Origin of the sequence: Actinokineospora alba (assembly GCF_004362515.1) — a bacterium.
Classification (GTDB): Bacteria; Actinomycetota; Actinomycetes; order Mycobacteriales; family Pseudonocardiaceae; genus Actinokineospora; species Actinokineospora alba.
Window position 1 is genome coordinate 6,772,049 of record NZ_SNXU01000001.1, and the last position, 26,589, is coordinate 6,798,637.

General features: G+C 68.0%; 19 protein-coding genes and 2 rRNA genes. 2 read left to right on the plus strand and 19 right to left on the minus strand.

Features of this window, described 5'->3' with window-relative positions:
- Positions 1 to 87: 87 nt before the first annotated feature.
- The 3 genes from C8E96_RS30500 to tyrS all read right to left on the minus strand — a co-directional run bounded on the left by C8E96_RS30500 (position 88) and on the right by tyrS (position 6,949).
- Positions 88 to 3,196 (minus strand): 23S ribosomal RNA (locus C8E96_RS30500).
- Positions 3,197 to 3,565: 369 nt separating this feature from the next.
- Positions 3,566 to 5,083, minus strand: a 16S ribosomal RNA gene (locus C8E96_RS30505).
- The 16S and 23S rRNA genes sit together here, the layout of an rRNA operon.
- Before the next feature lie 582 nt (positions 5,084 to 5,665).
- Positions 5,666 to 6,949: a tyrosine--tRNA ligase gene (gene tyrS / locus C8E96_RS30510; protein WP_091380656.1), complete on the minus strand. Its 1,284-nt coding sequence runs from the start codon at positions 6,947 to 6,949 to the stop codon at positions 5,666 to 5,668.
- 161 nt (positions 6,950 to 7,110) lie between these two features.
- Between tyrS and C8E96_RS30515 the strand changes: the two genes are divergently transcribed.
- A complete protein-coding gene (locus tag C8E96_RS30515; RefSeq protein ID WP_228770115.1) occupies positions 7,111 to 8,949 on the plus strand; it encodes a bifunctional metallophosphatase/5'-nucleotidase in 1,839 nt (612 codons plus the stop codon).
- A 54-nt stretch (positions 8,950 to 9,003) separates the two neighbouring features.
- Here C8E96_RS30515 and C8E96_RS30520 read toward each other — a convergent pair whose 3' ends face one another.
- The 9 genes from C8E96_RS30520 to argC all read right to left on the minus strand — a co-directional run bounded on the left by C8E96_RS30520 (position 9,004) and on the right by argC (position 18,189).
- Positions 9,004 to 9,639: a DNA-3-methyladenine glycosylase gene (locus C8E96_RS30520; protein ID WP_228770116.1), complete on the minus strand. Its 636-nt coding sequence runs from the start codon at positions 9,637 to 9,639 to the stop codon at positions 9,004 to 9,006.
- Entirely contained in the window at positions 9,609 to 11,039 is a 1,431-nt protein-coding gene (gene argH, locus C8E96_RS30525) for an argininosuccinate lyase (RefSeq protein WP_091381400.1), read from the minus strand. Before argH ends, C8E96_RS30520 begins: the two co-directional genes overlap by 31 nt.
- 229 nt (positions 11,040 to 11,268) lie before the next feature.
- Positions 11,269 to 12,465: an argininosuccinate synthase gene (locus tag C8E96_RS30530; protein WP_091380664.1), complete on the minus strand. Its 1,197-nt coding sequence runs from the start codon at positions 12,463 to 12,465 to the stop codon at positions 11,269 to 11,271.
- A complete protein-coding gene (locus tag C8E96_RS30535; protein WP_091380667.1) occupies positions 12,458 to 12,994 on the minus strand; it encodes an arginine repressor in 537 nt (178 codons plus the stop codon). Before C8E96_RS30535 ends, C8E96_RS30530 begins: the two co-directional genes overlap by 8 nt.
- Complete coding sequence (gene argF / locus C8E96_RS30540; RefSeq protein ID WP_091380671.1) at positions 12,991 to 13,911, minus strand: ornithine carbamoyltransferase; 921 nt, start codon at positions 13,909 to 13,911, stop codon at positions 12,991 to 12,993. Before argF ends, C8E96_RS30535 begins: the two co-directional genes overlap by 4 nt.
- 3 nt (positions 13,912 to 13,914) lie before the next feature.
- Positions 13,915 to 15,105, minus strand: coding sequence for an acetylornithine transaminase (locus C8E96_RS30545; RefSeq protein ID WP_091380673.1), 1,191 nt, complete (start codon positions 15,103 to 15,105; stop codon positions 13,915 to 13,917).
- Complete coding sequence (gene argB, locus C8E96_RS30550; protein WP_228770117.1) at positions 15,102 to 15,989, minus strand: acetylglutamate kinase; 888 nt, start codon at positions 15,987 to 15,989, stop codon at positions 15,102 to 15,104. Before argB ends, C8E96_RS30545 begins: the two co-directional genes overlap by 4 nt.
- A gap of 8 nt (positions 15,990 to 15,997) precedes the next feature.
- A complete protein-coding gene (gene argJ / locus C8E96_RS30555) occupies positions 15,998 to 17,170 on the minus strand; it encodes a bifunctional glutamate N-acetyltransferase/amino-acid acetyltransferase ArgJ (protein WP_091381402.1) in 1,173 nt (390 codons plus the stop codon).
- Positions 17,171 to 17,172: 2 nt separating this feature from the next.
- Positions 17,173 to 18,189: an N-acetyl-gamma-glutamyl-phosphate reductase gene (gene argC / locus C8E96_RS30560; protein ID WP_091380678.1), complete on the minus strand. Its 1,017-nt coding sequence runs from the start codon at positions 18,187 to 18,189 to the stop codon at positions 17,173 to 17,175.
- A gap of 156 nt (positions 18,190 to 18,345) precedes the next feature.
- Here argC and C8E96_RS30565 point away from each other — a divergent pair, with 156 nt between their 5' ends.
- Positions 18,346 to 19,491 (plus strand): hypothetical protein, encoded by a 1,146-nt coding sequence (locus C8E96_RS30565; protein WP_091575006.1) that lies wholly within the window; start codon positions 18,346 to 18,348, stop codon positions 19,489 to 19,491.
- Here C8E96_RS30565 and C8E96_RS30570 read toward each other — a convergent pair.
- From C8E96_RS30570 to def, 7 genes are all read right to left on the minus strand, one after another.
- A complete protein-coding gene (locus C8E96_RS30570; protein ID WP_091380683.1) occupies positions 19,483 to 21,078 on the minus strand; it encodes a hypothetical protein in 1,596 nt (531 codons plus the stop codon). The genes C8E96_RS30565 and C8E96_RS30570 overlap by 9 nt on opposite strands.
- The gene (locus tag C8E96_RS30575) at positions 21,075 to 21,722 is read right to left on the minus strand and encodes an O-methyltransferase (protein ID WP_091380685.1); all 648 of its coding nucleotides are present in this window, start codon (positions 21,720 to 21,722) and stop codon (positions 21,075 to 21,077) included. The genes C8E96_RS30570 and C8E96_RS30575 overlap by 4 nt, the downstream gene beginning before the upstream one ends.
- Positions 21,723 to 21,734: 12 nt before the next feature.
- Positions 21,735 to 22,718 carry an asparaginase gene (locus C8E96_RS30580; RefSeq protein ID WP_228770118.1) on the minus strand — a complete coding sequence of 328 codons (984 nt, stop codon included), beginning with the start codon at positions 22,716 to 22,718 and terminating at the stop codon, positions 21,735 to 21,737.
- Between the two features lie 414 nt (positions 22,719 to 23,132).
- Positions 23,133 to 23,636 (minus strand): flavoprotein, encoded by a 504-nt coding sequence (locus tag C8E96_RS30585; RefSeq protein WP_091380687.1) that lies wholly within the window; start codon positions 23,634 to 23,636, stop codon positions 23,133 to 23,135.
- Positions 23,633 to 25,063 (minus strand): RsmB/NOP family class I SAM-dependent RNA methyltransferase, encoded by a 1,431-nt coding sequence (locus C8E96_RS30590; RefSeq protein WP_091380689.1) that lies wholly within the window; start codon positions 25,061 to 25,063, stop codon positions 23,633 to 23,635. The genes C8E96_RS30585 and C8E96_RS30590 overlap by 4 nt, the downstream gene beginning before the upstream one ends.
- Positions 25,060 to 25,983: a methionyl-tRNA formyltransferase gene (fmt, locus tag C8E96_RS30595; RefSeq protein WP_091380690.1), complete on the minus strand. Its 924-nt coding sequence runs from the start codon at positions 25,981 to 25,983 to the stop codon at positions 25,060 to 25,062. Before fmt ends, C8E96_RS30590 begins: the two co-directional genes overlap by 4 nt.
- Positions 25,983 to 26,528 carry a peptide deformylase gene (gene def / locus C8E96_RS30600; protein WP_091380692.1) on the minus strand — a complete coding sequence of 182 codons (546 nt, stop codon included), beginning with the start codon at positions 26,526 to 26,528 and terminating at the stop codon, positions 25,983 to 25,985. The genes fmt and def overlap by 1 nt, the downstream gene beginning before the upstream one ends.
- Positions 26,529 to 26,589: the final 61 nt, after the last annotated feature.

Consider the following 26,589-nt stretch of genomic DNA (forward strand, 5'->3'; position numbering starts at 1 on the left):
ATTCGACCCACACCCAGGACACCTGTGGTGTCGGGGGTGTGGGGTGGTTGGTGTCTCAGACACCGCACAGTGGATGCGTAGCATGTTTGTAGCAAGCCCTCGGCCTATTAGTACCGGTCAACTCCACCCATTACTGGGCTTCCATTTCCGGCCTATCAACCCAGTGGTCTGCTGGGGGCCTTAACCCCTCAAAGGGGGTGGGAGACCTCATCTTGGAACAGGCTTCCCGCTTAGATGCCTTCAGCGGTTATCCCTTCCGAACGTAGCCAACCAGCCATGCCCCTGGCGGGACAACTGGCACACCAGAGGTTCGTCCGTCCCGGTCCTCTCGTACTAGGGACAGCCTTCCTCAAGTCTCCTGCGCGCGCGGCGGATAGGGACCGAACTGTCTCACGACGTTCTAAACCCAGCTCGCGTACCGCTTTAATGGGCGAACAGCCCAACCCTTGGGACCTACTCCAGCCCCAGGATGCGACGAGCCGACATCGAGGTGCCAAACCATGCCGTCGATATGGACTCTTGGGCAAGATCAGCCTGTTATCCCCGGGGTACCTTTTATCCGTTGAGCGACGCCGCTTCCACCAGCCAGCGCCGGATCACTAGTCCCGACTTTCGTCCCTGCTCGACCTGTCAGTCTCACAGTCAAGCTCCCTTGTGCACTTGCACTCGACACCTGATTGCCAACCAGGCTGAGGGAACCTTTGGGCGCCTCCGTTACCCTTTGGGAGGCAACCGCCCCAGTTAAACTACCCACCAGGCACTGTCCCTGAACCGGATCACGGTCCGAAGTTAGACACTCAGTACGATCAGAGTGGTATTTCAAGATTGACTCCACAACCACTGGCGTGGCCGCTTCACAGTCTCCCACCTATCCTACACAAACCGAACCAAGCACCAATACCAAGCTATAGTAAAGGTCCCGGGGTCTTTCCGTCCTGCCGCGCGTAACGAGCATCTTTACTCGTAGTGCAATTTCGCCGGGCCTATGGTTGAGACAGTCGAGAAGTCGTTACGCCATTCGTGCAGGTCGGAACTTACCCGACAAGGAATTTCGCTACCTTAGGATGGTTATAGTTACCACCGCCGTTTACTGGCGCTTAAATTCTCAGCTTCGCCCCGAAGAGCTAACCGGTCCTCTTAACGTTCCAGCACCGGGCAGGCGTCAGTCCGTATACATCGTCTTGCGACTTCGCACGGACCTGTGTTTTTAGTAAACAGTCGCTTCTCGCTGGTCTCTGCGGCCACCTCGCCCTAGCCTGCAAGAGGCTTCAAGCGCTGTGGCCCCCCTTCTCCCGAAGTTACGGGGGCATTTTGCCGAGTTCCTTAACCATAGTTCACCCGATCGCCTTGGTATTCTCTACCTGACCACCTGTGTCGGTTTGGGGTACGGGCCGCGTGGAAACTCACTAGAGGCTTTTCTCGGCAGCATGGGATCACTCTACTTCGCCTCATTCGGCTATGCATCACGTCTCAGCCTATGTGTGACACGGATTTGCCTATGTCACGGCCTACACGCTTACACCAGTCACCAACTGCTGGCGGAGCTACCCTCCTGCGTCACCCCATCGTTTGGCTACTACCGGATCAGGTCCCGCGCTCCACGCACCAGACCCGAAGGTCCGGATTGCTTTGGGCGGTTAGTATCACCGAGCTCACCAGGGACGCGTCCACACGGGTACGGGAATATCAACCCGTTGTCCATCGACTACGCCTGTCGGCCTCGCCTTAGGTCCCGACTTACCCTGGGCGGATTAGCCTGGCCCAGGAACCCTTGGTCATCCGGCGGAAGAGTTTCTCACTCTTCTTTCGCTACTCATGCCTGCATTCTCACTCGCACAGCCTCCACGACTGGATCACTCCGCCGCTTCCATGGCTGCACGACGCTCCCCTACCCATCCACACCACTGCACCCGAACCCGAAGGAACGAGTGGATGTATTGTGTGAATGACACAGCTTCGGCGGTGTGCTTAAGCCCCGCTACATTGTCGGCGCAGGACCACTTGACCAGTGAGCTATTACGCACTCTTTCAAGGGTGGCTGCTTCTAAGCCAACCTCCTGGTTGTCTGGGCGACCCCACATCCTTTCCCACTTAGCACACACTTAGGGGCCTTAGCTGGTGTTCTGGGCTGTTTCCCTCTCGACTACGAACCTTATCGCCCGCAGTCTCACTGCCGCACTCTAACACACCGGTATTCGGAGTTTGGTTGATTTCGGTAAGCTTGTAGGCCCCCTAGACCATCCAGTGCTCTACCCCCGGCGTGAAACATGCGACGCTGCACCTAAATGCATTTCGGGGAGAACCAGCTATCACGGAGTTTGATTGGCCTTTCACCCCTACCCACAGCTCATCCCCTCAGTTTTCAACCTAAGTGGGTTCGGGCCTCCACGACGTCTTACCGTCGCTTCACCCTGGCCATGGGTAGATCACTCCGCTTCGGGTCTAGACCACGCGACTCAAGCGCCCTATTCAGACTCGCTTTCGCTACGGCTACCCCACACGGGTTAACCTCGCCACGCAGCACTAACTCGCAGGCTCATTCTTCAAAAGGCACGCCATCACCCCGAAAGGCTCTGACGGCTTGTAGGCACACGGTTTCAGGTACTCTTTCACTCCCCTCCCGGGGTACTTTTCATCTTTCCCTCACGGTACTAGTCCGCTATCGGTCATCAGGAAGTATTTAGGCTTAGCGGGTGGTCCCGCCAGATTCACAGCAAATTTCACGAGCTCGCTGCTACTTGGGAACACTCTCAGGAGACACCGGGTTTTCACGTACGGGACTCTCACCCTCTACGGTCGCGCTTTCCAGCAACGTTCCACTAACCCAAGTGTTTTCTAACTCCTCGACCGTCCGGCAGAACGATCAGAAAGGTCCCACGACCCCGAACACGCAACCCCTGCCGGGTATCACACGTATCCGGTTTAGCCTCATCCGCTTTCGCTCGCCACTACTCACGGAATCACGGTTGTTTTCTCTTCCTACGGGTACTGAGATGTTTCACTTCCCCGCGTTCCCTCCACACACCCTATAGATTCAGGTGCGGGTGACACCACATGACTGATGCCGGGTTTCCCCATTCGGACATCCTCGGATCTCAGCTCGGTTGACAGCTCCCCGAGGCTTATCGCAGCCTCCTACGTCCTTCATCGGCTCCTGATGCCTAGACATCCACCGTATGCCCTTAATATCTTGCTACAAAGATGCTCGCATCCACTGTGCAGTTCTCAAACACCAACCAGAAACCCACCACATCCATTGAAAACACGTTCTCGACCGTGTCGAGTGTTTGTCTTCTGTGGTGGCCCTGACCAGAGGACAACCCCACAACGGGTGTTGTCTCAGGACCCAACAGTGTGCCGACACACATCCACTCCACAACCCCAGTCCTCAGCGTTCCACGCGCACCCTTGCAGGTGTGCAGTACTAACCGGATGACCGGCGCCGCGAGTCTCAGCTCGTCCAGTAGTTCCACAGCGAATGAGCAACCACCCACAGCGCGTTCGGCTGCAGCGTGGCCCTCCCACACGGTCCAGCAAGCTGGTCCGCGGGTCAGATGCTCCTTAGAAAGGAGGTGATCCAGCCGCACCTTCCGGTACGGCTACCTTGTTACGACTTCGTCCCAATCGCCAGTCCCACCTTCGACCACTCCCTCTGCAAGCAGTTGGGCCATGGGCTTCGGGTGTTACCGACTTTCGTGACGTGACGGGCGGTGTGTACAAGGCCCGGGAACGTATTCACCGCAGCGTTGCTGATCTGCGATTACTAGCGACTCCGACTTCACGGGGTCGAGTTGCAGACCCCGATCCGAACTGAGACCGGCTTTAAGGGATTCGCTCCACCTCACGGTCTCGCAGCCCTCTGTACCGGCCATTGTAGCATGTGTGAAGCCCTAGACATAAGGGGCATGATGACTTGACGTCATCCCCACCTTCCTCCGAGTTGACCCCGGCAGTCTCCTATGAGTCCCCGCCATTACGCGCTGGCAACATAGAACGAGGGTTGCGCTCGTTGCGGGACTTAACCCAACATCTCACGACACGAGCTGACGACAGCCATGCACCACCTGTGAACCGACCACAAGGGGGCCTACATCTCTGCAGGTTTCCGGTCCATGTCAAGCCTAGGTAAGGTTCTTCGCGTTGCATCGAATTAATCCACATGCTCCGCCGCTTGTGCGGGCCCCCGTCAATTCCTTTGAGTTTTAGCCTTGCGGCCGTACTCCCCAGGCGGGGTGCTTAATGCGTTAGCTACGGCACGGAGAACGTGGAATGTTCCCCACACCTAGCACCCACCGTTTACGGCGTGGACTACCAGGGTATCTAATCCTGTTCGCTCCCCACGCTTTCGCTCCTCAGCGTCAGTATCGGCCCAGAGACCCGCCTTCGCCACCGGTGTTCCTCCTGATATCTGCGCATTTCACCGCTACACCAGGAATTCCAGTCTCCCCTACCGAACTCAAGTCTGCCCGTATCGACCGCAGGCCCAGGGTTAAGCCCCAGGTTTTCACGGCCGACGCAACAAACCGCCTACGAGCTCTTTACGCCCAATAATTCCGGACAACGCTCGCACCCTACGTATTACCGCGGCTGCTGGCACGTAGTTAGCCGGTGCTTCTTCTGCAGGTACCGTCACTTGCGCTTCGTCCCTGCTGAAAGAGGTTTACAACCCGAAGGCCGTCATCCCTCACGCGGCGTCGCTGCATCAGGCTTTCGCCCATTGTGCAATATTCCCCACTGCTGCCTCCCGTAGGAGTCTGGGCCGTGTCTCAGTCCCAGTGTGGCCGGTCGCCCTCTCAGGCCGGCTACCCGTCGTCGCCTTGGTAGGCCATTACCCCACCAACAAGCTGATAGGCCGCGGGTTCATCCTGCACCGCCGGAACTTTCCACCACAACACATGCGTGAAGTGGTCATATCCGGTATTAGACCCAGTTTCCCGGGCTTATCCCAGAGTGCAGGGCAGATTACCCACGTGTTACTCACCCGTTCGCCGCTCGTGTACCCCGAAGGGCCTTACCGCTCGACTTGCATGTGTTAAGCACGCCGCCAGCGTTCGTCCTGAGCCAGGATCAAACTCTCCAATAATGAATGTTTGATAAACCTGACAAACAGACACCAAAACTGGCATCAATTCATCTCAAAGGAACCCACTAAGGGGTTCTATATTTAAGCTCTACTGGCTTAAATCGGCACACTGTTGAGTTCTCAAACAACACACGCACATCCGAATTAACCACCCCGGTAAGGAGCGACAGCATCAGAGGCTGGTATTGCTAACAAGTTTTGTTTCTTTGGCAGGTCGCCCACTCTATCACCAACTGGTGAGAGCTTGGTTCGCGACCCCCTGTGCCAGGCTCCGCTCCGGTTTGACCGGCTCGTTCCGCGCTGACTTGGATAAAGTTACACGGGGCCAAACCTGGGGTCAAATCGCACCCCCAGGTACCCATCACGGGCGGAAACCGCAGGTCACCGCCCCCGTGTGGGCTCTAGAGTCAACGTAACCCACCCGATCTCCGGTGTGAATGTGACGGCGATCACATCAACTTTCTTCGAAGATGCGCCCACACCGCTCTGACCTGCGGAAACGCCGATGGCCGCCGATCCGGGAGGATCGACGGCCATCAGAGGGACCACTCGGACGGACTCACGCCCGTCCACCACCAGGCACTAGACCTGCACCTCGACACCGGCGGTGTTGCGCTTGCCGCGGCGCAGAACCAGCCACTTCCCGTGCAGCAGGTCCTCCTTGGACGGTGTCCACGCCTCGTCGGTGACCTTGCCGTTGTTCACGTACGCGCCGCCCTCGGTGACCGTGCGCCGAGCCGCTCCCCTGCTGTCGGCCAGGCCAGCGGCGATGAGCAGGTCGACGATCGTGGGCTCGTCGGACAGCCGGGCGGTGCCCGTGGGGGCCTCCGACATGGCCGCTTCCAGGGTTCCCAGGTCCAGGCCGCCGAACTCGCCACGGCCGAACAGGGCCTGGCTCGCGGCCACGACCTGGTCGGTCTGGTGTTGGCCGTGCACCAGCGTCGTGAACTCCTCGGCCAGCCGCTTCTGCGCGGCCCGCAGGTGCGGGCGCTCGGCGGTGTCGCGCTCCAGGGCGTCGATCGCCTCGCGGTCGAGGAAGGTGAACAGCCGCAGGTAGCGGATGACGTCGGCGTCGCCCACGTTCACGAAGTACTGGTACCAGGCGAACGGCGAGGTCATCTCCGGGTCGAGCCAGACGTTGCCGCCGCCGGTGGACTTGCCGAACTTGCGCCCCTCCGCGTCGGTGACCAGCGGGGCGGTCAGCGCGTGCACCGACTCGCCGTCGACCCGGCGGACCAGGTCGACGCCGCCGATGATGTTGCCCCACTGGTCGGAACCGCCCAGCTGGAGCTTGCAGCCGTGCGCGCGATGCAACTGCAGGTAGTCGTGCGACTGCAGGAGCAGGTAGCTGAACTCCGTGTACGACATGCCGTCGCCTTCGAGGCGGCGCTTGACCGTCTCACGCGCGAGCATCACGTTGATCGAGAAGTGCTTGCCGACGTCACGGAGGAACTCCAGGGCCGACATGCCGTCGGTCCAGTCGAGGTTGTTCACCAGGACGGCGCCCGTGCCCTCCCCATGCGAGTCATCGAAGTCGACGAAGCGCTCCAGCTGACCGCGGATCCGGCCTGCCCACTCGGCGACCACGTCGGTGGTGTTCAGCGTGCGCTCGCCGGTGTCGCGCGGGTCGCCGATCATGCCCGTGGCCCCGCCCGCGAGGACGATCGGCCGGTGCCCGGCGCGCTGGAAGCGGCGCAGCATCAGCAGCGGGACGAGGTTGCCCGCGTGCAGGCTGGGGGCGGTCGGGTCGAATCCGCAATAGAGGGTGAGCGGCCCAGCGTCGAGATCCCGGCGCAGCGCGTCGAGGTCGGTGGACTGCGCGATCAGGCCGCGCCAGGACAGCTCGTCGAGAATGTGCTCACTCACGGGGCCATCCTCCCGCACGCCCCCTACCTGGGCGCGAGCGGATTGCCCGGCACCGGTTGTTCGCCAGACCTTCGCCGTCCACTTAGGCAACACCTATGCACGAATGGCGATACAGGTGCAGGATGCCGAAATCCTTGTTTCACCCGACTGGAGGCGACCCCGTGCCAGGTGCAAGACCAGTTCTCCGCTACGCCATGCCCGTCGCGCTCGCCGCGGCCGTCATGGTCGCGATCCCGCTGACCTCACCGTCCAGCGGTCCCCAGGCCGAGGCGTGGACCCCCATGTCGCCGGTCGCGGTCGACTACGCGGCGGAATCGGCCGCGGGCACCGCGCGGGGCAGGCTGCTGGGCTTCAACGACTTCCACGGCGCGCTCGAGCCGCCCATCGGCAGCGGCGGCCTGGTGAACGGCAACCCCGCCGGTGGCGTGGAGTACCTCGCGACCTATGTGGAGCGGCTGCGCGCCCAGGGCGAGGCCAACGGCGAGAAGGTGCTGACCGTCGGCGCTGGCGACCTCGTCGGCGCGACCCCGCTGATCAGCGCCGCGTTCCACGACGAGCCGTCGATCGAGGTGCTCAGCGCGCTCGGCCTGAACATCGCCTCGGTCGGCAACCACGAGTTCGACGAGGGTGTCGACGAGCTCAAGCGCCTGCAGAACGGCGGCTGCCACCCGGTCGACGGCTGTCAGGACGGCGACGGCTTCGACGGCGCGGACTTCCGCTACCTGTCGGCGAACGTGGTCGACAAGCAGACCCGCAAGCCGATCCTGCGCCCCTACGAGATCAAGATGGTCCAGGGCGTCCCGGTGGCCTTCGTCGGCATGACGCTCGAGGGCACGCCCAGCATCGTGAACCCGGCGGGCATCGCGAGCGTGGACTTCCTCGACGAGATCGAGACCGCGAACTCCTACGCGGGCCAGCTGAGCAGGCTCGGCATCAAGTCGATGGTGCTGCTGATCCACGAGGGCGGCCAGCAGAACTCCCCGCCCACCCCGCAGGACCCGTCGAGCTGCGCGAACTTCGCGGGGCCGATCACCAACATCGTCGCCGGGCTGCGCCCGGAGTACGGCCTGGTGGTCTCCGGGCACACGCACCGCTTCTACAGCTGCGCGCTGCCGAACTCGTCGGGTGCGAACAGCGTGGTCACCAGCGCGGGCTCCAACGGCACGCTGGTCACCGACATCGGCGTCAAGCTGGACCGCAAGACGCGCAAGTTCACCAACATCTCCGCGCGCAACGTGATCGTGGAGAACGGCGTCAAGAACGCGGACGGCACGTGGGCGAAGGACGCGCAGGGCAACTTCATCCGCAACCCCGACCTGGTGAACGCGGCGGCGAAGGCCATCGTGGACAAGTACCGGGCGGCTGTCGCGCCGTTGGCGAACAAGGTCGTCGGGTCCATTACCGCCGACATCACGCGAGCCGTCACCGCCGCGGGTGAGAGCGCCCTGGGCGATGTGATCGCGGACGCGCAGCTGGCGTACACGAGTTCGCAGCAGGCGCAGATCGCGCTGATGAACCCGGGCGGCATCCGCGCGGACCTCAGCTACGCGTTCTCACCGGGCGGTGAGCAGCCGGGCCAGGTCACCTACGGCGAGGCGTTCACCGTGCAGCCGTTCAACAACCTGGTGGTGACGCAGACGCTGACGGGCGCGCAGCTCAAGGAGGTGCTCGAGCAGCAGTTCGCCGGGTACGCGGGGCAGGCGACGACGAAGTTCCTGCAGGTGTCGGCGGGCTTCTCGTACTCCTATGACACCACGTTGGCACTGGGTTCCCGGGTGTCGCAGATGGCGTACAACGGTGTGCCGATCGACCCGGCCGCGAGCTACAAGGTGACGTCGAACGACTTCCTCGCCAACGGTGGGGACGGGTTCACCAAGCTGTCGCTGGGGACCGGGCGGGTCTACGCGCCCGGGTTCGACGTGGACGCCTTGGTGGCGCACCTGACGAACGCGGCGCCGGTGGCTCCGGGACCGCGAGACCGGATCACCAAGATCGCTTGATAGTCGCTGTTCGACCGCGCCCGGCTCGGCCCACCGAGCCGGGCGCGGTCGTGTTCAGGTGCGGGTACGGGCTTTACCGCCTCGGCGGTAGCCGCTGACCGCTGGGGAGCCATCGACCCAGAACCGCCAGGGAACGTCCATCGCGACTGCCACGCCGACGCGGGGGCCTGCCTGGATGGTGTCCGCGGGCAGTGGGTCGGCGGCGAGGACGCGGACGGGTGAGTCCGGGTCGGTGAGGTCGACGCCGTTGTGGGGGCGGTGCAGGCCCAGGGCTGTGGTGAGCCTGGCCGGGCCTTTCGCCAGCTCCGCGTCGCGGCGGGCGGTGGGGCGGCGCAGGCGGGCGAGTTCCACCCCGGAGACGACTTCCCCGGCGCGCAGGAGGACGGCGCCGGGGACGCCGTCGGTCAGGGACACGATGTTGGCGCAGAAGTGCATGCCGTAGACGAAGTAGACGTACAGGTGGCCCGCCGGGCCGAACATCACGTCGTTGCGTGGGGTCCGGCCGCGGTAGCAGTGCGAGGCCGGGTCGTCGCCGCCGCGGTAGGCCTCCACCTCGACCAGGCGGATGGCGACGGTGCCCTCGTCGGTGCGTGATTCCAGGACGCAGCCCAACAACCGCTGGGCTGCGACGACCGGGTCTACGGCGAGTTCGGCTCGCGTCAGGACGCGGTCGGTGCCTGTTCCGCCCAAGTCCGGTACTCCTCGATCCGCCGCACGACACGGTCACGCTGTTCCGCGACCCGTTGGGGCGCGGTTCCACCGTACGCATCGCGCGAGGCGATGGAGCCGGTGACCGTGAGGACTTCGCGGACCTTCGGGGTGAGCGACGGGTTGACCTCGGCCAGTTCGGCGTCGGTCAGGTCGGCCAGGCCCACTCCCCGGTCCTCGGCGCGCCGGACGCAGTCGCCCGCGGCTTCGTGGGCGACGCGGAACGGGACGCCTTCGCGCACCAGCCACTCGGCGATGTCGGTGGCGAGGGTGAAGCCCGCGGGGGCGAGTTCGGCGAGGCGGTCGGTGTGGAAGGTCAGGGTCGAGAGCATGCCCGCGATCGCGGGGAGCAGGAGCTTGAGCTGGTCGACGGAGTCGAAGACCGGCTCCTTGTCTTCCTGCAGATCACGGTTGTAGGCAAGCGGTTGCGCCTTGAGGGTGGCGAGCAGGCCGGTGAGGTTGCCGATGAGCCTGCCGGACTTGCCGCGGGTCAGTTCGGCGACGTCGGGGTTCTTCTTCTGCGGCATGATCGAGCTGCCGGTGGCCCAGGCGTCGTCGAGGGTGGCGTAGGCGAACTCGGCGGTCGTCCAGATGATCACTTCTTCGGCGATCCTGGACAGGTTGACGCCGAGCATGGCCACGGCGAAGGCGAACTCGGCGGCGAAGTCGCGCGAGGCGGTGCCGTCGATGGAGTTCTCCGCGGGCGCGTCGAAGCCGAGTTCGGCGGCGATGGCGGCCGGGTCGAGGCCCAGCGAGGAGCCGGCGAGCGCGCCGGAGCCGTAGGGCGACACGGCGGCGCGCTTGTCCCAGTCGCGCAGGCGGTCGACGTCGCGCAGGAGGGACTGGGTGTGGGCCAGCAGGTGGTGGGCGAGCAGCACGGGCTGGGCGTGCTGCAGGTGGGTGCGGCCGGGCATGGCGGCGTCGGGGTGGCGCTGCGCCTGGAACAGCAGGGCTTCGACGACGTCGAGGACACCACCGGCGATGAACCTGGCGGCGTCGCGCAGGTACATGCGGAACAGGGTGGCGATCTGGTCGTTGCGGGACCGGCCCGCGCGGAGTTTGCCGCCGAGGTCTTTGCCCGCGCGGTCCATGAGGCCGCGTTCGAGGGCGGTGTGGACGTCCTCGTCGGCGAGGACGGGGGTGAACGCCCCGGAGACCACGTCGGCCTCCAGGACGTCCAGCGCCTCGATCATGCCGGTGAGTTCGTCCGCGGTGAGCAGGTTCGCGCCGTGCAGGACGCGGGCGTGGGCTCGGGAGCCTGCGATGTCGTAGCGGGCCAGTCGCCAGTCGAAGTGGGTCGACAGGCTCAGGGCCGCCATGGCTTCGGCCGGTCCGGAACTGAACCGCCCACCCCACAGTGCGGTGGGTTCCTGCTCGCTCACGAAAGTGCCTCTCTGCAACGGATTGACGGCCCGCGCCCGCTCGTTCACGAACGCGGGACCGCCTCGATTTCGCCGCCTAGTCCATGTAGGCAACCCCCACCCGCCCTGGGGGGCTGCCCTTGGCCAGTCTATCGGCGTTGGGGCGGCGGTGGGGCGGTTGAGTGTCGCCTGTGGACAGTTGGGGGCGGGTGTGGACAAGTCGGCGGATTTGGGTGCGCCGATTTGACTTCTAGTGCTGCTGTGCGCGCTTTGCGGCGATCTTGCTGGGGAGGCCCCAGAGCTGGACGAAGCCCTTGGCGAGGCCCTGGTCGAAGGTGTCGCCCTCGTCGTAGGTGGCCAGGTTGAAGTCGTACAGGCTGACGTCCGACTTGCGGCCGGTGACGGTGGCGCGGCCGCCGTGCATGGTCATGCGGACGTCGCCGGAGACGTATTCCTGGGTCTCGGCGATGAAGGCGTCCAGGGCGTACTTCAGCGGGGAGAACCAGAGGCCGTCGTAGACCAGTTCGGCCCAGCGCTGGGCGACGCTCTTCTTGAAGCGGGCCAGGTCGCGCTCGACGGTGACGTTCTCGAGTTCCTGGTGCGCGGTGATCAGCGCCATGGCGCCGGGGGCCTCGTAGACCTCGCGGCTCTTGATGCCGACCAGGCGGTCCTCGACGATGTCGATGCGGCCGATGCCCTGGGCGCCCGCGCGCCGGTTGAGCTCCTGGATGGCCTGCAGCATGGTGACGGTCTGGCCGTCGATGGCGACCGGGACGCCCTTGTCGAAGGTGATGACCACCTCGTCGGCGTCGCGGGGCTCGGCCGGGTTCGAGGTGTACTCGTAGACGTCCTCGATCGGGGAGTTCCAGATGTCCTCGAGGAAGCCCGTCTCGACGGCGCGGCCCCAGACGTTCTGGTCGATGGAGTACGGCGACTTCTTCGACACGTCGATGGGCAGGTTGCGGTCCTCGGCCCAGGCGATGGCCTTCTCCCGGGTCCACGCGAAGTCGCGGACCGGGGCGATGACCTTCAGGTCGGGGGCGAGGGCGCCGATGCCGACCTCGAAGCGGACCTGGTCGTTGCCCTTGCCGGTGCAGCCGTGGGAGACGGTGGTCGCGCCGTGGTACTTGGCGGCCTCGACGAGGTGCTTGACGATCACCGGGCGCGAGATGGCCGAGACCAGCGGGTAGCGGTCCATGTAGAGCGCGTTGGCCTGCAGCGTGGGCAGGCAGTACTGCTCGGCGAACTCGTCGCGGGCGTCGGCGACGACCGCTTCGACGGCGCCGCATTCGAGGGCGCGCTTGCGGATCGTGTCGAGGTCCTCGCCGCCCTGGCCGACGTCCACCGCGACCGCGACGACCTCGGCACCGGTCTCCTCGGCGATCCAGCCGATGGCCACCGACGTGTCCAGCCCACCCGAGTAGGCCAACACCACCCTGTCACTCATTGCTCTCTCCTTGTTTTGGCAAGTCTGGGGATCCATTACCGGTGCGTGCTGCCATGGCGGTGAACCGCTCGGCCATGTCCTGGCCGCACAGCGGCGGGCGGACGATCACCATGAGGGTGTCGTCGCCCGCGATGGTGCCGACGATGTCGATGAGGGCGGCGCGGTCGATGGCGCTGGCGAGGAAGCCCGCCGCGCCCGGCGGGGTGCGCAGGACCGCGAGGTTCGCGGAGCTGTCCGCGGAGACCAGCAGCTCGCTGAGCAGCCGCACCAGCCGGGCGGTGCCGCCCTGGACGCCGCGGACGGGGTTGCCGTCCTCCGGGATGACGTAGACGGGGGCTCCCCCGTCGGCGCCGCGCAGCTTCACGGCGCCGAGTTCGTCGAGGTCGCGCGACAGCGTGGCCTGGGTGACGTCGATGCCTTCGGCGCCGAGCAGCGTGGCAAGTTCGGTCTGGCTGCGGATGGCGCGCTCGGACACCAGCTCGACGATGCGGGCCTGGCGGGCGGCTCTGGTGGAGGCGGAGGCGGTCATCGGTTCGCCACCAGCCACGCCATGAGCGCCTTCTGCGCGTGCAGCCGGTTCTCTGCTTCGTCCCACACCGCGCTGGCGGGGCCGTCGATGACCTCGTCGGTGATCTCCCAGCCGCGGTGCGCGGGCAGGCAGTGCAGCACGATCGCACCGGGGGCGGCCCGCTCCAGCAGGCCGGTGTTGATCTGCAGCTTGCGGAACGGGGTCACCCGGTCCTTGCCGTCGTTCTCCTGGCCCATCGACGTCCACGTGTCGGTGACGAGCACGTCGGAGCCGTCGACCGCGGCGTGCGGGTCGGTGAGCAGGGTGACGCTGCCGCCGGTCTCGGCGGCGCGGCGCTTGGCGTCGAGCACGACCTCCGACAGCGGCAGGAACCCTTCGGGGGCGACGACCCGCACGTGCATGCCCGCGGTCGCGCCGCCGAGCAGCATCGAGTGGGACATGTTGTTGGCGCCGTCGCCGAGGTAGGTGGCGGTGAGGCCGGCGAGCTTGCCGTGGCGTTCCTCGATGGTCTGCAGGTCGGCGAGGACCTGGCAGGGGTGGAACTCGTCGGACAGCGCGTTGATCACCGGGACGCTCGCGCCCGCGGCCATCGCCTCGATGCGCTTCTGCGCGTACGTGCGCCACGCGACCATGTCGACGTAGCGGGACAGCACCCGTGAGGTGTCCTCGATCGTCTCTTCGCGACCCAACTGCATGGTGCGGCCGTCGACGACGATGGGCTGGCCGCCGAGTTGCTGGATGCCGACCTCGAAGGACAGCCGGGTGCGGGTCGAGTTCTTCTCGAAGATCGTCGCCACCGACAGGCCCTCGAGCGGGCGCTGGGCCAGCGGGGCGCCCTTGAGCGCCTTCGCGAGGGTGAGGACCTCGCGCTGGTCGTCTGGTGAGAGATCGTCGTCTCGCAGGAAATGCCGGACCATGGTTCAGCTCTCCTGTGCGGTGTCGAGGATGGCGGGAAGCGCCGAGAGGAATTCGTCGGCCTCGGCGTCGGTGAGGATCAGCGGGGGCGCGAGCCGCAGCGCGTCGGGCTGGACGTTGTTGACGAGGAATCCCTTGTCCAGCGCGGCGGCGGAAACAGCGGCCGACACCGGCTTGGTCAGGCCGACACCGAGGAGCAGGCCTCGGCCGCGCACGCCGGAGACCAGCGGGTGGTGCAGGTCTTCGATCCCGGCGGTGAGGTGCTTGCCCAGGGCGGCGACGTGGTCGAGCAGGCCGTCGGCGGCGATGGTGCGCAGCACCGCGAGACCGGCGGCGCAGGCGACCGGGTTGCCGCCGAAGGTCGTGCCGTGGTGGCCGGGGGCGAACAGGTCGGCCGCCGCGCCGATGCCGACGCAGGCGCCGAGCGGCAGGCCGCCGCCGAGGCCCTTGGCGAGGGTGATGATGTCGGGGGTGATGCCCGCCTGCTGGAAGGCGAACCAGTGGCCGAGCCTGCCGACGCCGGTCTGCACCTCGTCGAGAACGAGCAGCGCGCCCGCCTTCGCGGTGATCTCGCGGGCGGCCTGCAGGTAGCCGTCGGGGGCGACGACAACGCCGCCCTCGCCGAGGATCGGCTCGATGAAGACCGCGGCGGTGTCACTGTCCACAGCGGACCGAAGGGCTTCGACGTCGCCGAACGGGATGTGCACGACTCCGGCGTCGAGCGGCTCGAACGGGGTGCGCTTGGCGGGCTGCCCGGTGAGCGCGAGCGCGCCCATCGTGCGGCCGTGGAAGGCGCCCTCACAGGCGATGATCTTGGTCTTGCCGGTGAGCCGGGTGAGCTTGAACGCGGCCTCGTTGGCCTCGGCGCCGGAGTTGCAGAACAGCACCTTGGCCTGGCCGGTCAGGCCCGCGACGTCGAGGATCGCGTCGGCCAGCTCCACGGACTGCTGGTTGATGTAGAGGTTCGACGTGTGGCCGAGGGTGGCGATCTGGCTGGTCACGGCCTCGACGACGGCCGGGTGTGCGTGACCGAGGGCGTTGGTCGCGATGCCGCTGAGCAGATCGAGGTAGCGGTTGCCGTCGGCGTCCCACACTCGCGAGCCCTCGCCGCGCACGATGGTCAGCTTCGGCGTGCCGTAGTTGTCCATCAGCGCGGACTTCCACCGCGCCTGGCCGTCCACATTGGATTCGATCATGACTCCCCCTCGTCCGGCAGCACCATGGTCCCCACACCGCTGCTGGTGAACACCTCGAGCAGCACCGAGTGCGCCAGCCGCCCATCGATGACGTGCGCCTTGGGCACCCCGCCGACGACCGCGCGCAGGCACGCCTCCATCTTCGGCACCATGCCGCTTTCCAAGCCTGGCAACAGTTTTTCGAGCTCCGTCGCGCGGATCTCGTGCAGCAGCGACGACTTGTCCGGCCAGTCGGCGTAGAGGCCCTCGACGTCGGTCAGCACGACGAGCTTCTCCGCCTCCAGCGCGATGGCCAGCGCGGCGGCGGCGGTGTCGGCGTTCACGTTGTGCGGCAGGCCATCGCGGTCGGGCGCGACGGTCGACACGACCGGGATGCGGCCCGCGTTGACGATGTCCATCACGGCTTCGGGGTTGACGTGCACGACGTCGCCGACCTGGCCGAGGTCGACCTCGACGCCGTCGACCGTGGCGGTGCGCCGCTCGGCGGTGAACAGGTGGGCGTCCTCACCGGAGATGCCGACCGCGTACGGGCCGTGCTGGTTGATCAGGCCGACGAGTTCGCGGCTGACCTGGCCGGTGAGGACCATCCGGACGACGTCCATGGTCTCGGCGTTGGTGACCCGCAGGCCCGCCTGGAACTCGCCCTCGATGCCGAGCCGGTTGAGCATGGCGCTGATCTGCGGGCCGCCGCCGTGGACGACGACCGGGCGCAGGCCCGCGAGCCGCAGGAACACCATGTCCTCGGCGAAGGCGCGCTTGAGCGACTCGTCGACCATGGCGTTGCCGCCGTACTTGACCACCACGAGCGCGCCGTGGAAGCGCTGCAGCCACGGCAGCGCCTCAACCAGGACATTTGCCTTGGCCTTCGCTGTGTCAATTCCCATTGCGCTGTTCATGACGAGTAAGCGCTGTTCTCTTCGACGTACGCGTGGGAAAGGTCGGTGGTGAGAATCGTCCCGCTGCCCTCGCCCGCGTGCAGGTCGATCACCACGTCGATGTCGCGGCCGGTCAGGTCGGCGGCGGAGCGGTCCTCGCCCCGGCCGCCCGCGCGGCACACGGTGACGCCGTTGATGGTGATGTCGAGCTTCTGCTGGTCGAAGTCGGTCGGCGCGTTGCCCACGGCCATCGCGATGCGGCCCCAGTTGGGGTCGGAGGCGAAGAACGCGGTCTTGCACAGGTTGTCCTGGGCGACGATCCGCGCCGCGGCGAGCGCTTCGCTGTCGTTGGCGGCGCCGTTGACCGTGATCGTGACGTGCTTGGTGACGCCCTCGGCGTCGGCCTGCAACTGGGCGACCAGGTCGGCGCAGACGGCGCTGAGCGCCTCGGTGAACTCCGCCTCCGACACCGCGACGCCGGACGCGCCGGAGACCAGGAGCAGGACGGTGTCGTTGGTGGAGGTGCCGCCGTCGACGTCGAGCCGGTTGAAGGTGAACTCCACCGCGGAGCGAAGCGCGGGCTCGACGGCGGCCGGGTCGATCTGGGCGTCGGAAGTGATGACCGACAGCATCGTGGCCATGTTCGGCGCGCACATGCCCGCGCCCTTCGCGAAACCGCCGATGACCCAGCCGTCGGCGTGGGTGAACGCGGTCTGCTTCGGGACGGTGTCGGTGGTCATCACGGCGGTGGCGGCGGCGAGGCCCGCGTCGGCGCCGGAGGCCAGTTCCTTGGCGGCAAGGTCGATGCCGGAGCGGACCGCGTCCATCGGCAGCCGCTCGCCGATCAGGCCGGTGGAGCAGACGGCGACGTCGATCGCGCCGACGCCGAGGACGTCGGCGACCTTCTCGGCGGTGGCGTGGGAGTCCTGGAAGCCCTCGGGGCCGGTGCAGGCGTTGGCCCCGCCGGAGTTGAGGACGACGGCCTTGAGCTTGCCGGTGGTCAGGACCTGCTGCGACCAGAGGACGGGCGCGGCCTTGACCTTGTTGCGGGTGAACACACCGGCCGCCTGGGTCGCGGGACCGTCGTTGACGACCAGCGTCAGGTCGGGCTTGCCGTTCGCCTTGATCCCGGCGGCGACGCCCGCCGCGCGGAACCCCTGCGCCGACGCGACGCCCTGGGCACGGTCGATGGTCACGGTGCGACTCCCACAGTGGACAGGCCGGTGGTCTCCGGCAGGCCGAGCGCGATGTTCATGGACTGCACGGCGGCGCCCGCCGTGCCCTTGGTGAGGTTGTCGATGGCGGCGACGACCACGAGCCTGCCGAGGTCGGCGTCGACGGTGACCTGCAGCTGCACGGCGTTGGAGCCGAGCACCGCGGCCGTGGTGGGCCAGCGGCCCTCGGGGAGCAGGTGGACGAACGGCTCGTCGGCGTACGCCTTCTCGTAGGCGCCGCGCACGTCGGCGGCCGGGTCGATCAGCTGGGCGCTGCAGGTGGCGAGGATGCCGCGCGGGAGCGGGGCGAGGACCGGCGTGAACGAGACGGCGACCAGCTTGCCCGCCGCGGCGCTGAGGTTCTGGGTGATCTCCGGGGTGTGCCGGTGGGCGCCGCCGACGCCGTAGGCGCTGAGCGATCCCATGACCTCGGAGCCGAGCAGGTTGGGCTTGAGGCTCTTGCCCGCGCCGGACGTGCCGGACACGGCGACCACGACGACCTCGGGCTCGACCAGCGCCATCGCGGGGGCGAGGGCGAGGGAGCTGACGGTCGGATAGCAGCCGGGGACGGCGACCCGGGTCGCGTGGCGCAGGTTCTCGCGGGCGCCGGGGAGTTCGGGCAGGCCGTAGGGCCAGTGGCCCGCGTAGTCGCCGCCGTACCAGCGGTCCCAGGCGTCGGCGTCGGTCAGCCGGTGGTCGGCGCCGCAGTCGACTACGAGGACACCCGCGTCGAGCTGGGCGGCGATGGCGGCGGAGTGGCCGTGGGGCAGGGCGAGGAAGACGACGTCGTGTCCGGCGAGGACCTCGGCGGTGGTCTCCTCGAGGACCCGGTCGGCCAGCGGCAGCAGGTGCGGCTGGTGCTCACCGAGTTTGGACCCCGCGTTGCCACCGGCGGTGAGCGCGCCGATCTCGACGTCGGGGTGCGCGAGAAGGAGCCGAAGGAGCTCTCCCCCGGCGTATCCGCTGGCGCCCGCGACGGCGATCCGAACGTTCATACGGATGATTATGCACTCTCATGCAAACTCACTCAATCCGTTTCACTCGACCGTGGCGACCGCCACAGGTGGGCCGATCGGGTCAACCCGGCGAAATGGCGCTCGACCAGGGCGTCGACTCGGAAAAATGGCCGAATGCGGACGCGTGGCAGAGCAGTGAGACCCCTGCCCGGGGTCGACCAGGGCCGGTTGGCGGACCTCGTGCGCTGGGCTGAGCGGGACGAACTCGCCGCGCACGGGGTTCTCCCGTTCCACCAGGGGATCTGGGTGTGGATCGGCCTGTGCTTGCTGGTCCGCGTCGCGTTCACTCTCTCGGCGCTGGTGACGGTGAGCGTGATGCTGGGCGGCATGGTCCATTTCGCGCCGCAGGGCAGTTGGTGGCTGTTGGCGGTCGCCGCACTGCTGGCGGGAGGGTCGTCGACCGGGGTCTGGGACTACTACCGCAACGTCTTCCACCCGACGGACCGCAGGCTGGACTGGCTGGACCGGGTCGCCGACGAGTTCCACTCCTGGCGGGTGCCGCCCGCCCGGTTCTGGCCGCAGACCCGCCGCGAGCGCAGCGTGCTGCCCCTGCGCCTGCTCGACGCCCGCCATCCGGCGCTGGCGTGGATCCGCACGCCGCTGCACCGGTGGCTGCTGCGCGGCTTGGCCCGCGGCAATCCGCGCGTGCCGGAGGAGACGCGCTGGGACTGGGCGCGGTGGTGGGCGCGGACGCAGGAGATCCGGCACCTGCCGACCTATGTCGCGGTGGTGACGGTCCTCTTCATCGTGATCAGTCTGCTGCTGTCCCGCGCGGGCTGGATCCGGGTCGACGGGAGCCTGCTGCGGTCCCGGACGGAGGGGCTGGCGGCTTTCCTCAGCTCCGACCCCGCCGTTGCCAGTGGCCTGGTGCCGCTCCTGGAAGGCGCGGTGCTGGGGTTCGACACGCTGCGGGACTACCTGTGGCAGATCGTGGACACGATCCCGCTGCTCGGCCTGTCGGACGTGTTCTGGCTCGACCGCCCGAAGACCTACGGGTCCGATCCGGTGCAGAGCGCGCTGGTGTTGCTGTTCCGCGGGTTGATGTTCGCACCCGCGATCGCCTATGTCGTCTATCTGTTCCGGAGTCAGGACCGGATTGTGCTGCGCAGGCCGTCCTCCGCCGGTCCGGTCGAGCGGGCCGTGGTCGCGGTGCTGCACCGGCGGGGGCTGACGACGCTCCCCGGTGATGACGCGGTCCTGCTGGAGGTGGGGCGGTCACTGGGCGAGCGGGACGCGGACGCGGTGGTGCGGGCGTTGGTTTCAGAGCAGGCGTCAACTTGACGGGCGGACGCGGTTCTCGGGGTTGTCGTCGAACGGTGGGTCGAGGTGGAACCGCAGTTTCATTCCGGCGTGGCGGTCGCCTTGTCGCGCGCGGTGGGCGAGTTCGGTGAAGTGACCCCGTTCCAAGAGGACCTCGGCCAGGCGCCACCGGCCGCGGCCGGTGCGGTCGACGAAGTCGCGCAGTTCGTCCTCTCGTCCCGCTTCGGCGAGGTGGTTGGTCCAGGCATCCACGGCGAAGGGGAGGTCGGCCTCGGCGCGGGCGCGGAGTTCGTCTTCGCGGCCTAGAGCCGACAGGAAGCGGCCGAAGCGCTGGCGGGCATGGTCGTGGTCGAGATCGCGGAATTGGTCTATGTCCTGGCTTTCGACCAGTCGGTCCATCCATCGGTGCAGGGCGGTGAGGTCTCCTGCCTTCGCGCGGGCGCTGAGGGTGTCGTCGTCGGGGAGGGTGGCGGCGAGGAAGCTCGCGGCGTAGGTGTCTCCGGCCTCGGCGCGGGCGCGCAGGTCTTCGTGGCGGCCCTGGGTGTGCAGCAGGTGGTCGAGTTTGCGGGCGGCGGTGTCGTCGCCCGCGTCGGCACGGGCGCGGAGGGCGTCCTCGTCGCCGCGGGCGGCCAGGATCTCCGCCAGTTTGCTCGCGGCGTAGCCGTTGCCCGCGTCGGCCAGTGCGGCGAGTTCGGTTTCCTGGCCTAGGCGGACGTGGAGACCCACGAGTTCGCTGCGAGCCCTCGAGTCGCCCGCTTCGGTGAGCGTGCGCAGTTCGTCCGCGCGGCCGAGGACGCCGAGCAGGTCGATGACGCGAATGCGGGCGAGTTCGCCGTCGACCTCGCGCAGGTCGTCCACGCGGCGCTGGGTGTACAGGAGGGTGATCAGGCCGTCGCGGGCTTCCTGTTCGCCGGCGGCGAGGCGTTGGCGGAGTTCGGTTTCCAAGCCCTGCTTCGCGAGGAGCGACGCCAGGCGTTCCCGGAAACGGCGGTTGGAGAAACCTGGTCTCGCGCCCGCGCGGGCGACATCGGTGGCGTCCTCGATCTCGCCCGCGTCGACCAGGACTGTGATCAGTTGCTCGGCCGCGTAGCGGTCTTCGGCGAGTGTGCGGAGTTCGGTGATCGCCGCGTGTCGGACGAGATGGTCGACCTCCAGGCGGCGGGCCCGGGAGTCGCCCGCGTGCGCTCGGGTGCGCAGTTCGTCGATGAGGCCGTGGTCGGCCAGCAGTTGGGGCAATGCCCCGATCGCGGGCGCGTGACCCGCGTCGGCGAGTAGGCGCACCTCGTCCACTTCGTCGCGCGCGACCAGGATGCCGACAAGGGCGTGCATCGCCTGCTGCGACTCGGCGGCGAGTGCGCGCAGGTCGTCGAGGCGGCCTTGTTTCGCCAGGACCCGGGACAGCGGGCCATACGCACCCCGGGCGCGGAGGTCGTCGGTGCGTTCGAGGAGTTCGAGGAGCTGGATCCAGAGCCGGGCGGACGTCGGGTCGCCGCTGTCCGCCCGGTCGCGGAGTTCGTCGAAGAGGCCGTGGGTGATCAGCAGGCCGGGCAGTTCGCGCTGGGCTGCCCGGTCGCCCGCGTCAGCACGCCCGCGGACCTCGTCGATCACTTCTTGCGGGCGAGGGTCACGCCGTCACGCAGCGGGAGCATGACGCTGTCGACGCGGTCGTCGGCGACGACGATGTCGTTGATCTGGCGGATCGCGATGTCAGCGGGCTCCTGGGCGGAGTCGTCGACCACGCGGCCGGAGCGCAGGACGTTGTCGAGGGCGATGACGCCGCCGGGGCGCAGGCGCGGGACCAGTTCGGCGTAGTAGTCCGGGTAGCCCTGCTTGTCGGCGTCGACGAAGGCGAAGTCGATCACCGGGTCGGCGGGCAGGGCGCGCAGGGTCTCGATGGCGGGGGCGATGCGCAGGTCGATGCGGTCGGTGAGGCCCGCGCGCTCCCAGTACTTGCGGGCGATCGAGGTCCATTCCTCGCTGACGTCGCAGGCGATCAGCCTGCCGCCATCGGTCAGGCCGCGGGCCACGCAGATCGAGGAGTAGCCGGTGAAGACCCCGACCTCGACGGCGTACTTCGCGCCGAGCATGCGCACCAGCATGGTGAAGAACTCGCCCTCGTCGTGCGAGATCTGCATGACGGCCGCGTCCGGGTACGCCTCGACGGTCTCGGCGGCGAGGTCCCGCAAAACATCGTCCGCGGGGGTGGAGTGGGCCAGCAGGTAGTCGCTGATGGCGGGATTGAGGATGTCCATGCCGCCATTCAACTACCGATAGAGCTCGAACGTCGCGCCGATTTGATCGCGGTCGGCGCCGTCTGCGAGGAGGAGTTGCAGCAGGATGCGGGCCTTCGCCGGGTCGAGGAAGCCCGCGTGGATGAGGCCGCGGTCGAACAGGTCGCGCTCGGAACCCGGGTAGCCGTAGGTGGCGCGCAGGACCGAGCCGGAGCCGGTTCGACTGGCGAGGACCACGGGTACGCGCTGGGCGAACTCGGCGACCAGCGGGACCATGCCCGCGGGAACGTGGCCCGCGCCCAGGCCGGCGATGACGATGCCGTCGAAGGCGTCGCCCGCGCGGCGCAGGAGTTCGCCGTCGTCGCCGAGGGTCACGGTGACCAGGGCGACGCGGAGCGCGGAGATCTTGTCGGTGGCGGGCAGGACCAGGTCGATGCGCGGGGTGCCGCGCAGGCGGGGTTCGCCTTCGACGATGAGGCCGAGGGGGCCGAAACCCGGGGAGACGAACGCGCCGGTGCTGCTGGTGTGGCTCTTGCGGACGAAGCGGGCGCCGTGGACCTCGTCGGACATGACGACCAGGCAGCCGAGGCCGCGGGCGTCGGTCGCGAGGGCCACGCGGATGGCGGCGTAGAGGTTGGCCGGGCCGTCGGCGCCCGCGGAGGCGGGGGCGCGCATGGCGCCGGTGACGACGACGGGGGCCGGGCTGTCGATGGTGAGGTCGAGGAAGAGGGCGGTCTCCTCGATGGTGTCGGTGCCGTGGGTGACGACGACGCCGGTGGCGCCGTTGGCGAGTTCCTCGCGCACGGCGTGGCTCAGGGCGGTGAGGTCGTCGAAGCCCAGCGATGGGCTGGGCAGGGAGCGCAGGGTGCTGGCGGTGAGGTCGACGCCGAGGTCGGCCAGGCCGGGGACGGCGGCGACCAGTTCGTCGGCGCCGAGCGCGGGGATGATCCCGCCGCTCGCGCTGGGGGCCATGGCGATGGTTCCGCCCATGGCGATGATGGCCACACGAGGCCGCACGATTCCTCCACGACGTTGAACAGGGACTTGAGGCCGCGCGAAACCCACTTCGTCGCGCTGATTTCGCGCCTTACCGGGAGTAAATACCCCACCCTCCACGGGGGCGCCGCCCTTGGCCAGTCTATCGGTGCTGGTGGGGCGGGGGTAGGGATGCGGGTTGGGGTGTGGACAACTGGCGCGGATGGGGGCCGATGGTGGGGTGGATGTGGATAACCCGTGGGGCACGGTTGCCTGGAAGGTGCGGCAGTGGTAGCCACGGGCCTCGGGGACGCGGGCGCGTTGGCGCGTCGGGAACGCGGGCGCTTGGGCGCGTAGGCGGGTGGACGCTTGGGGAACGCGGGCGCTTGGGCGCGTAGGCGGGTGGGCGCTTGGGGAACGTGGGCGCGTTGGCGCGACCAAGGTGGACCACGTCGGTCAGGGGTTGCCCAGGAGGTCGAGCAGTGGGGTCCAGGGATCTCCCACAGCGGCGTCGGAGATGTGGGCGCCTGCGGCGGTCAGGGTGTCGAGGTGGGACTGCCAGCGGGGGTGGGCGCGCTGCGCCGGGTCGGCTTGGGGGCGGATGACCACGCGGACGCCGGGGGTACCCAGGGCCTCGCCCAGCGCGGTGAGGGCCTGGTTGTCGGCGATGCCCAACGCCAGCTTGGCCAAGGAGTTGGCTGTTGCCGGGACGAAGAGGAAAGCGTCCGGGGTCGGGTAGGGCTTGGGGTGCGACGGGAGGCGACCGGTGCTGCGCAGCGGCAACTCGGTGAGGGCCTGCAACCGCGGGGTCTCCCCCACCGCGTCCATCCAGCGGGCCGCGGTGGGGGTCAGGGTGATCGCCAGGCGCCAGCCCGCTTTGGCGGCGGGCTCGGCGATCTCGACCCGTAAGCGCTGGTCGACGCCATAGCCCGCCGCCGCGACGAGGCCCAGGGTCTTCATCGCCGGAGCAGGGCGCAGAACATGGCGTCGGTGCCGTGGCGGTGCGGCCAGAGCTGCACGTACGGGCCGTCACCCAAGTCCGGCACGTCCGGGAAGTACTCGCGCGCGTCGATCGGGGTGACGCCGGTGCGGCGGACCACGTCGGAGACCACGCCGATCGTTTCGGCCAGGTGCGGGGAACACACCACGTAGGCCACGACACCGCCCGGCCGGACCAGGTTCAGCGCGCTCGTCAACAGAGCGCTCTGCAAACGGGTCAGGTCGCCGACATCCGAGGGCTGCCTGCGCCAGCGGGCTTCCGGCCTGCGCCGCAGGGCACCGAGTCCGGTGCAGGGCGCGTCGACGAGGACGCGGTCGTAGGAGCCCACTTCCAGGCCCGGGGACCGGCCGTCGGCGACGTGGATCTTGACCGGCAGGCCCGACGTGATGCGCTCGATGAGCTTCGCGCGGTGCGGGGCCTTCTCCACGGCGTCAAGGGTTCCCGCGTTGATCGCGGCGAGGGCGCCCAGCAGCGCCGCCTTGCCGCCGGGACCGGCGCACAGGTCGAGCCAGCGCAGGTCGGAGCCCTCGACCTCGGGCCGGGTCAGGGCGAGCGCACACAGCTGACTGCCCTCGTCCTGCACGCCCGCGAGCTTCTCCTTGACCGGGTCGAGGTCGCCCGGGTCGCCCGCGCCCGCGTCGAGGCGGACGCCGTAGGGCGAGTACGGGGCGACGTCGCCGCCGGTCATCGCGGCCAGTTCCTCCGCGCTGACCTCGCCCGGGCGGGCGACGAGGTGCACGGCGGGACGCTCGTCGTCGGCGCGCAGAGCATCCGACAGTTCTTCGCCGGTGGTGCCGAGGGCGTCGGCGAAGGCGCGGGCGATCCAGCGCGGGTGGGCGTTGCGGGCGGCGAGGTTGCCGACCGGGTCCTCCGTGGCGTCGGGGGCGAGCTGGTCGAGCCAGGCGCTCTCGTCCTTCTCCGACACCTTGCGCAGCACGGCGTTGACGAAGCCCGTGGGCCGCGGGCCCTGGTCCGCGCGCACCATGTCCACAGTGGACGCGACGGCGGCGTGGGCCGGGATGCGGGTGCGCAGCAGCTGATAAGTGCCCAACCGCAGCGAGTCGAGCAGGAAAGGCTCCACTTTGGACAGCGGGCGGTCGATGCACTCGGCGAGGATGTCGTCGATGAGACCCATCGCGCGGCAGGTGCCGTAGGTCAGTTCGGTGGCCAGCGCGGCGTCGCGGCCGGAGATGCGGCGGTCGCGCAGCAGCTTGGGCAGCACGAGGTTGGCGTACGCGTCGTCGGCGCGCACGGCGCGCAGCGTGTCCAGCGCGGCCCGGCGGGCCGGGTCCTCGGTCGGGGGACGCTCGGGCGTGTCCGGCCTGCGCGGCGGTCGCGCGCGGCCCGGTCGTGATGGCCGATGCGCTCGTTTGCCTGGCTGCGTCACGTCAACCGCTCCCCTGCTTCGATGCGGATGCCGCGCGCCCAGTCGGTCGCCTGCATGCGTTTCTTCCCTTGTGCCTGTACTTCGCCCAGCTGCAACGGCCACGTGGCCGTCCCGACCAGGATGCGCTTGCGCTCGACGAGCAGTTCACCCGGGGCGAGATCGCCTTCGGCGCGGCTCATCGGGCCGAGCTTGATCCGCTCGCCGCGGAACTCCGCCCACGCGCCCGGTTCCGGCGTGACCGCGCGGACGCGGCGGTCGACGGCGAGGCCGGGGAGGGTGAAGTCGACCTTCGCGTCGTCGACGGTGATCTTGTGGGCGTAGCTGACGCCCTCTGCGGGCTGCTCGCGCGCGACCAGCTTGCCGCCTTCGATGCCGTCCAGTGTGGACAGCAGCAGACCGGCGCCCGCGTGCGCGAGGCGGTCGAGCAGGGCGCCGGAGGTGTCGTCGGGCCGGATCGGCTCGGTGAGCACACCGAAGACCGGACCCGCGTCGAGTTCCTTGACGATCTGGAACGTGCTGGCGCCGGTGATCTCGTCGCCGTGGTAGACCGCCGCCTGAACCGGGGCCGCGCCACGCCAGGCGGGCAGCACCGAGAAGTGCAGGTTCACCCAGCCGCAGCGGGGAATGTCCAAAGCGGACTGCGGCAGCATCGCGCCGTACGCCACGACGGGGCAGCAGTCCGGCTCGATCTCGCGCAGCCGCGTCTGGAAGGACTTGCTGGACGCCTTGACCGGGCTCAGCACCTCGATGCCGTGCTCATCGGCCAGCGCCGCGACCGGCGACCGGACCAGCTTGCGTCCGCGTCCGGCGGGCGCGTCCGGCCTGGTGACGACCGCGGCGACCTCATGGCGTCCGGACTCCAGCAGCGCCCGCAGCGACGGGACGGCGACCTCGGGCGTGCCCGCGAACACCAGCCGCATCAGTGGGCACCGAACAGCGGGTGCGGGCTCTGCTTGAGCGTGGGCACGGCGCCGTCGAACCAGTCGGCGTTGCGGATCTCGCGCATCGCGAGCTTGCGGGTGGCGTCGTCGAGCCGGTCGACGAACAGCACGCCGTCGAGGTGGTCGGTCTCGTGCTGGATGCAGCGGGCCAGCAGGTCGGTGCCCTCGATCTCGATGGGCTCGCCGTGCAGGTTGCACCCGCGCGCGACCACGTTGCTGTGGCGGCGGCAATCCCAGGAGAAGCCGGGGATGGACAGGCAGCCCTCGGGGCCCAGCTGGTAGTCCTCGCCGACCGAGGTCCACACCGGGTTGATCATGTGCCCAGCGAACCCGTCGCAGTGGTAGGTGAACACGCGCAGCCCGACCCCGAGCTGCGGCGCGGCGATCCCGGCACCGCCCTGGGACTCCATGGTGTCCCAGAGGTCCTTGACGAGGTTGTGCAGCTCTCGGTCGAAGTCGACCACCTCGGCCGCGGGCGTGCGCAGCACGGGATCCCCGAAGAGCCGGATCGGCTGAACGGTCACAAAGCTCCTTCGACGTGCGGGCGGTCGTCCCAGTGTATTCAGCTCCGATGCAACGCTTCAC

Coding starts and splice junctions, on each gene's coding strand:
- C8E96_RS30530 (WP_091380664.1), bottom strand. CDS start 12,465: ATGAGTGACAGGGTGGTGTTGGCCTACTCGGGTGGGCTGGACACGTCG.
- C8E96_RS30535 (WP_091380667.1), bottom strand. CDS start 12,994: ATGACCGCCTCCGCCTCCACCAGAGCCGCCCGCCAGGCCCGCATCGTC.
- argF (WP_091380671.1), bottom strand. CDS start 13,911: ATGGTCCGGCATTTCCTGCGAGACGACGATCTCTCACCAGACGACCAG.
- C8E96_RS30545 (WP_091380673.1), bottom strand. CDS start 15,105: ATGATCGAATCCAATGTGGACGGCCAGGCGCGGTGGAAGTCCGCGCTG.
- argB (WP_228770117.1), bottom strand. CDS start 15,989: ATGGGAATTGACACAGCGAAGGCCAAGGCAAATGTCCTGGTTGAGGCG.
- argC (WP_091380678.1), bottom strand. CDS start 18,189: ATGAACGTTCGGATCGCCGTCGCGGGCGCCAGCGGATACGCCGGGGGA.
- C8E96_RS30575 (WP_091380685.1), bottom strand. CDS start 21,722: ATGGACATCCTCAATCCCGCCATCAGCGACTACCTGCTGGCCCACTCC.
- C8E96_RS30585 (WP_091380687.1), bottom strand. CDS start 23,636: ATGAAGACCCTGGGCCTCGTCGCGGCGGCGGGCTATGGCGTCGACCAG.
- fmt (WP_091380690.1), bottom strand. CDS start 25,983: ATGCGGCTGGTGTTCGCGGGCACGCCCGAGGTCGCCGTCCCGTCGCTG.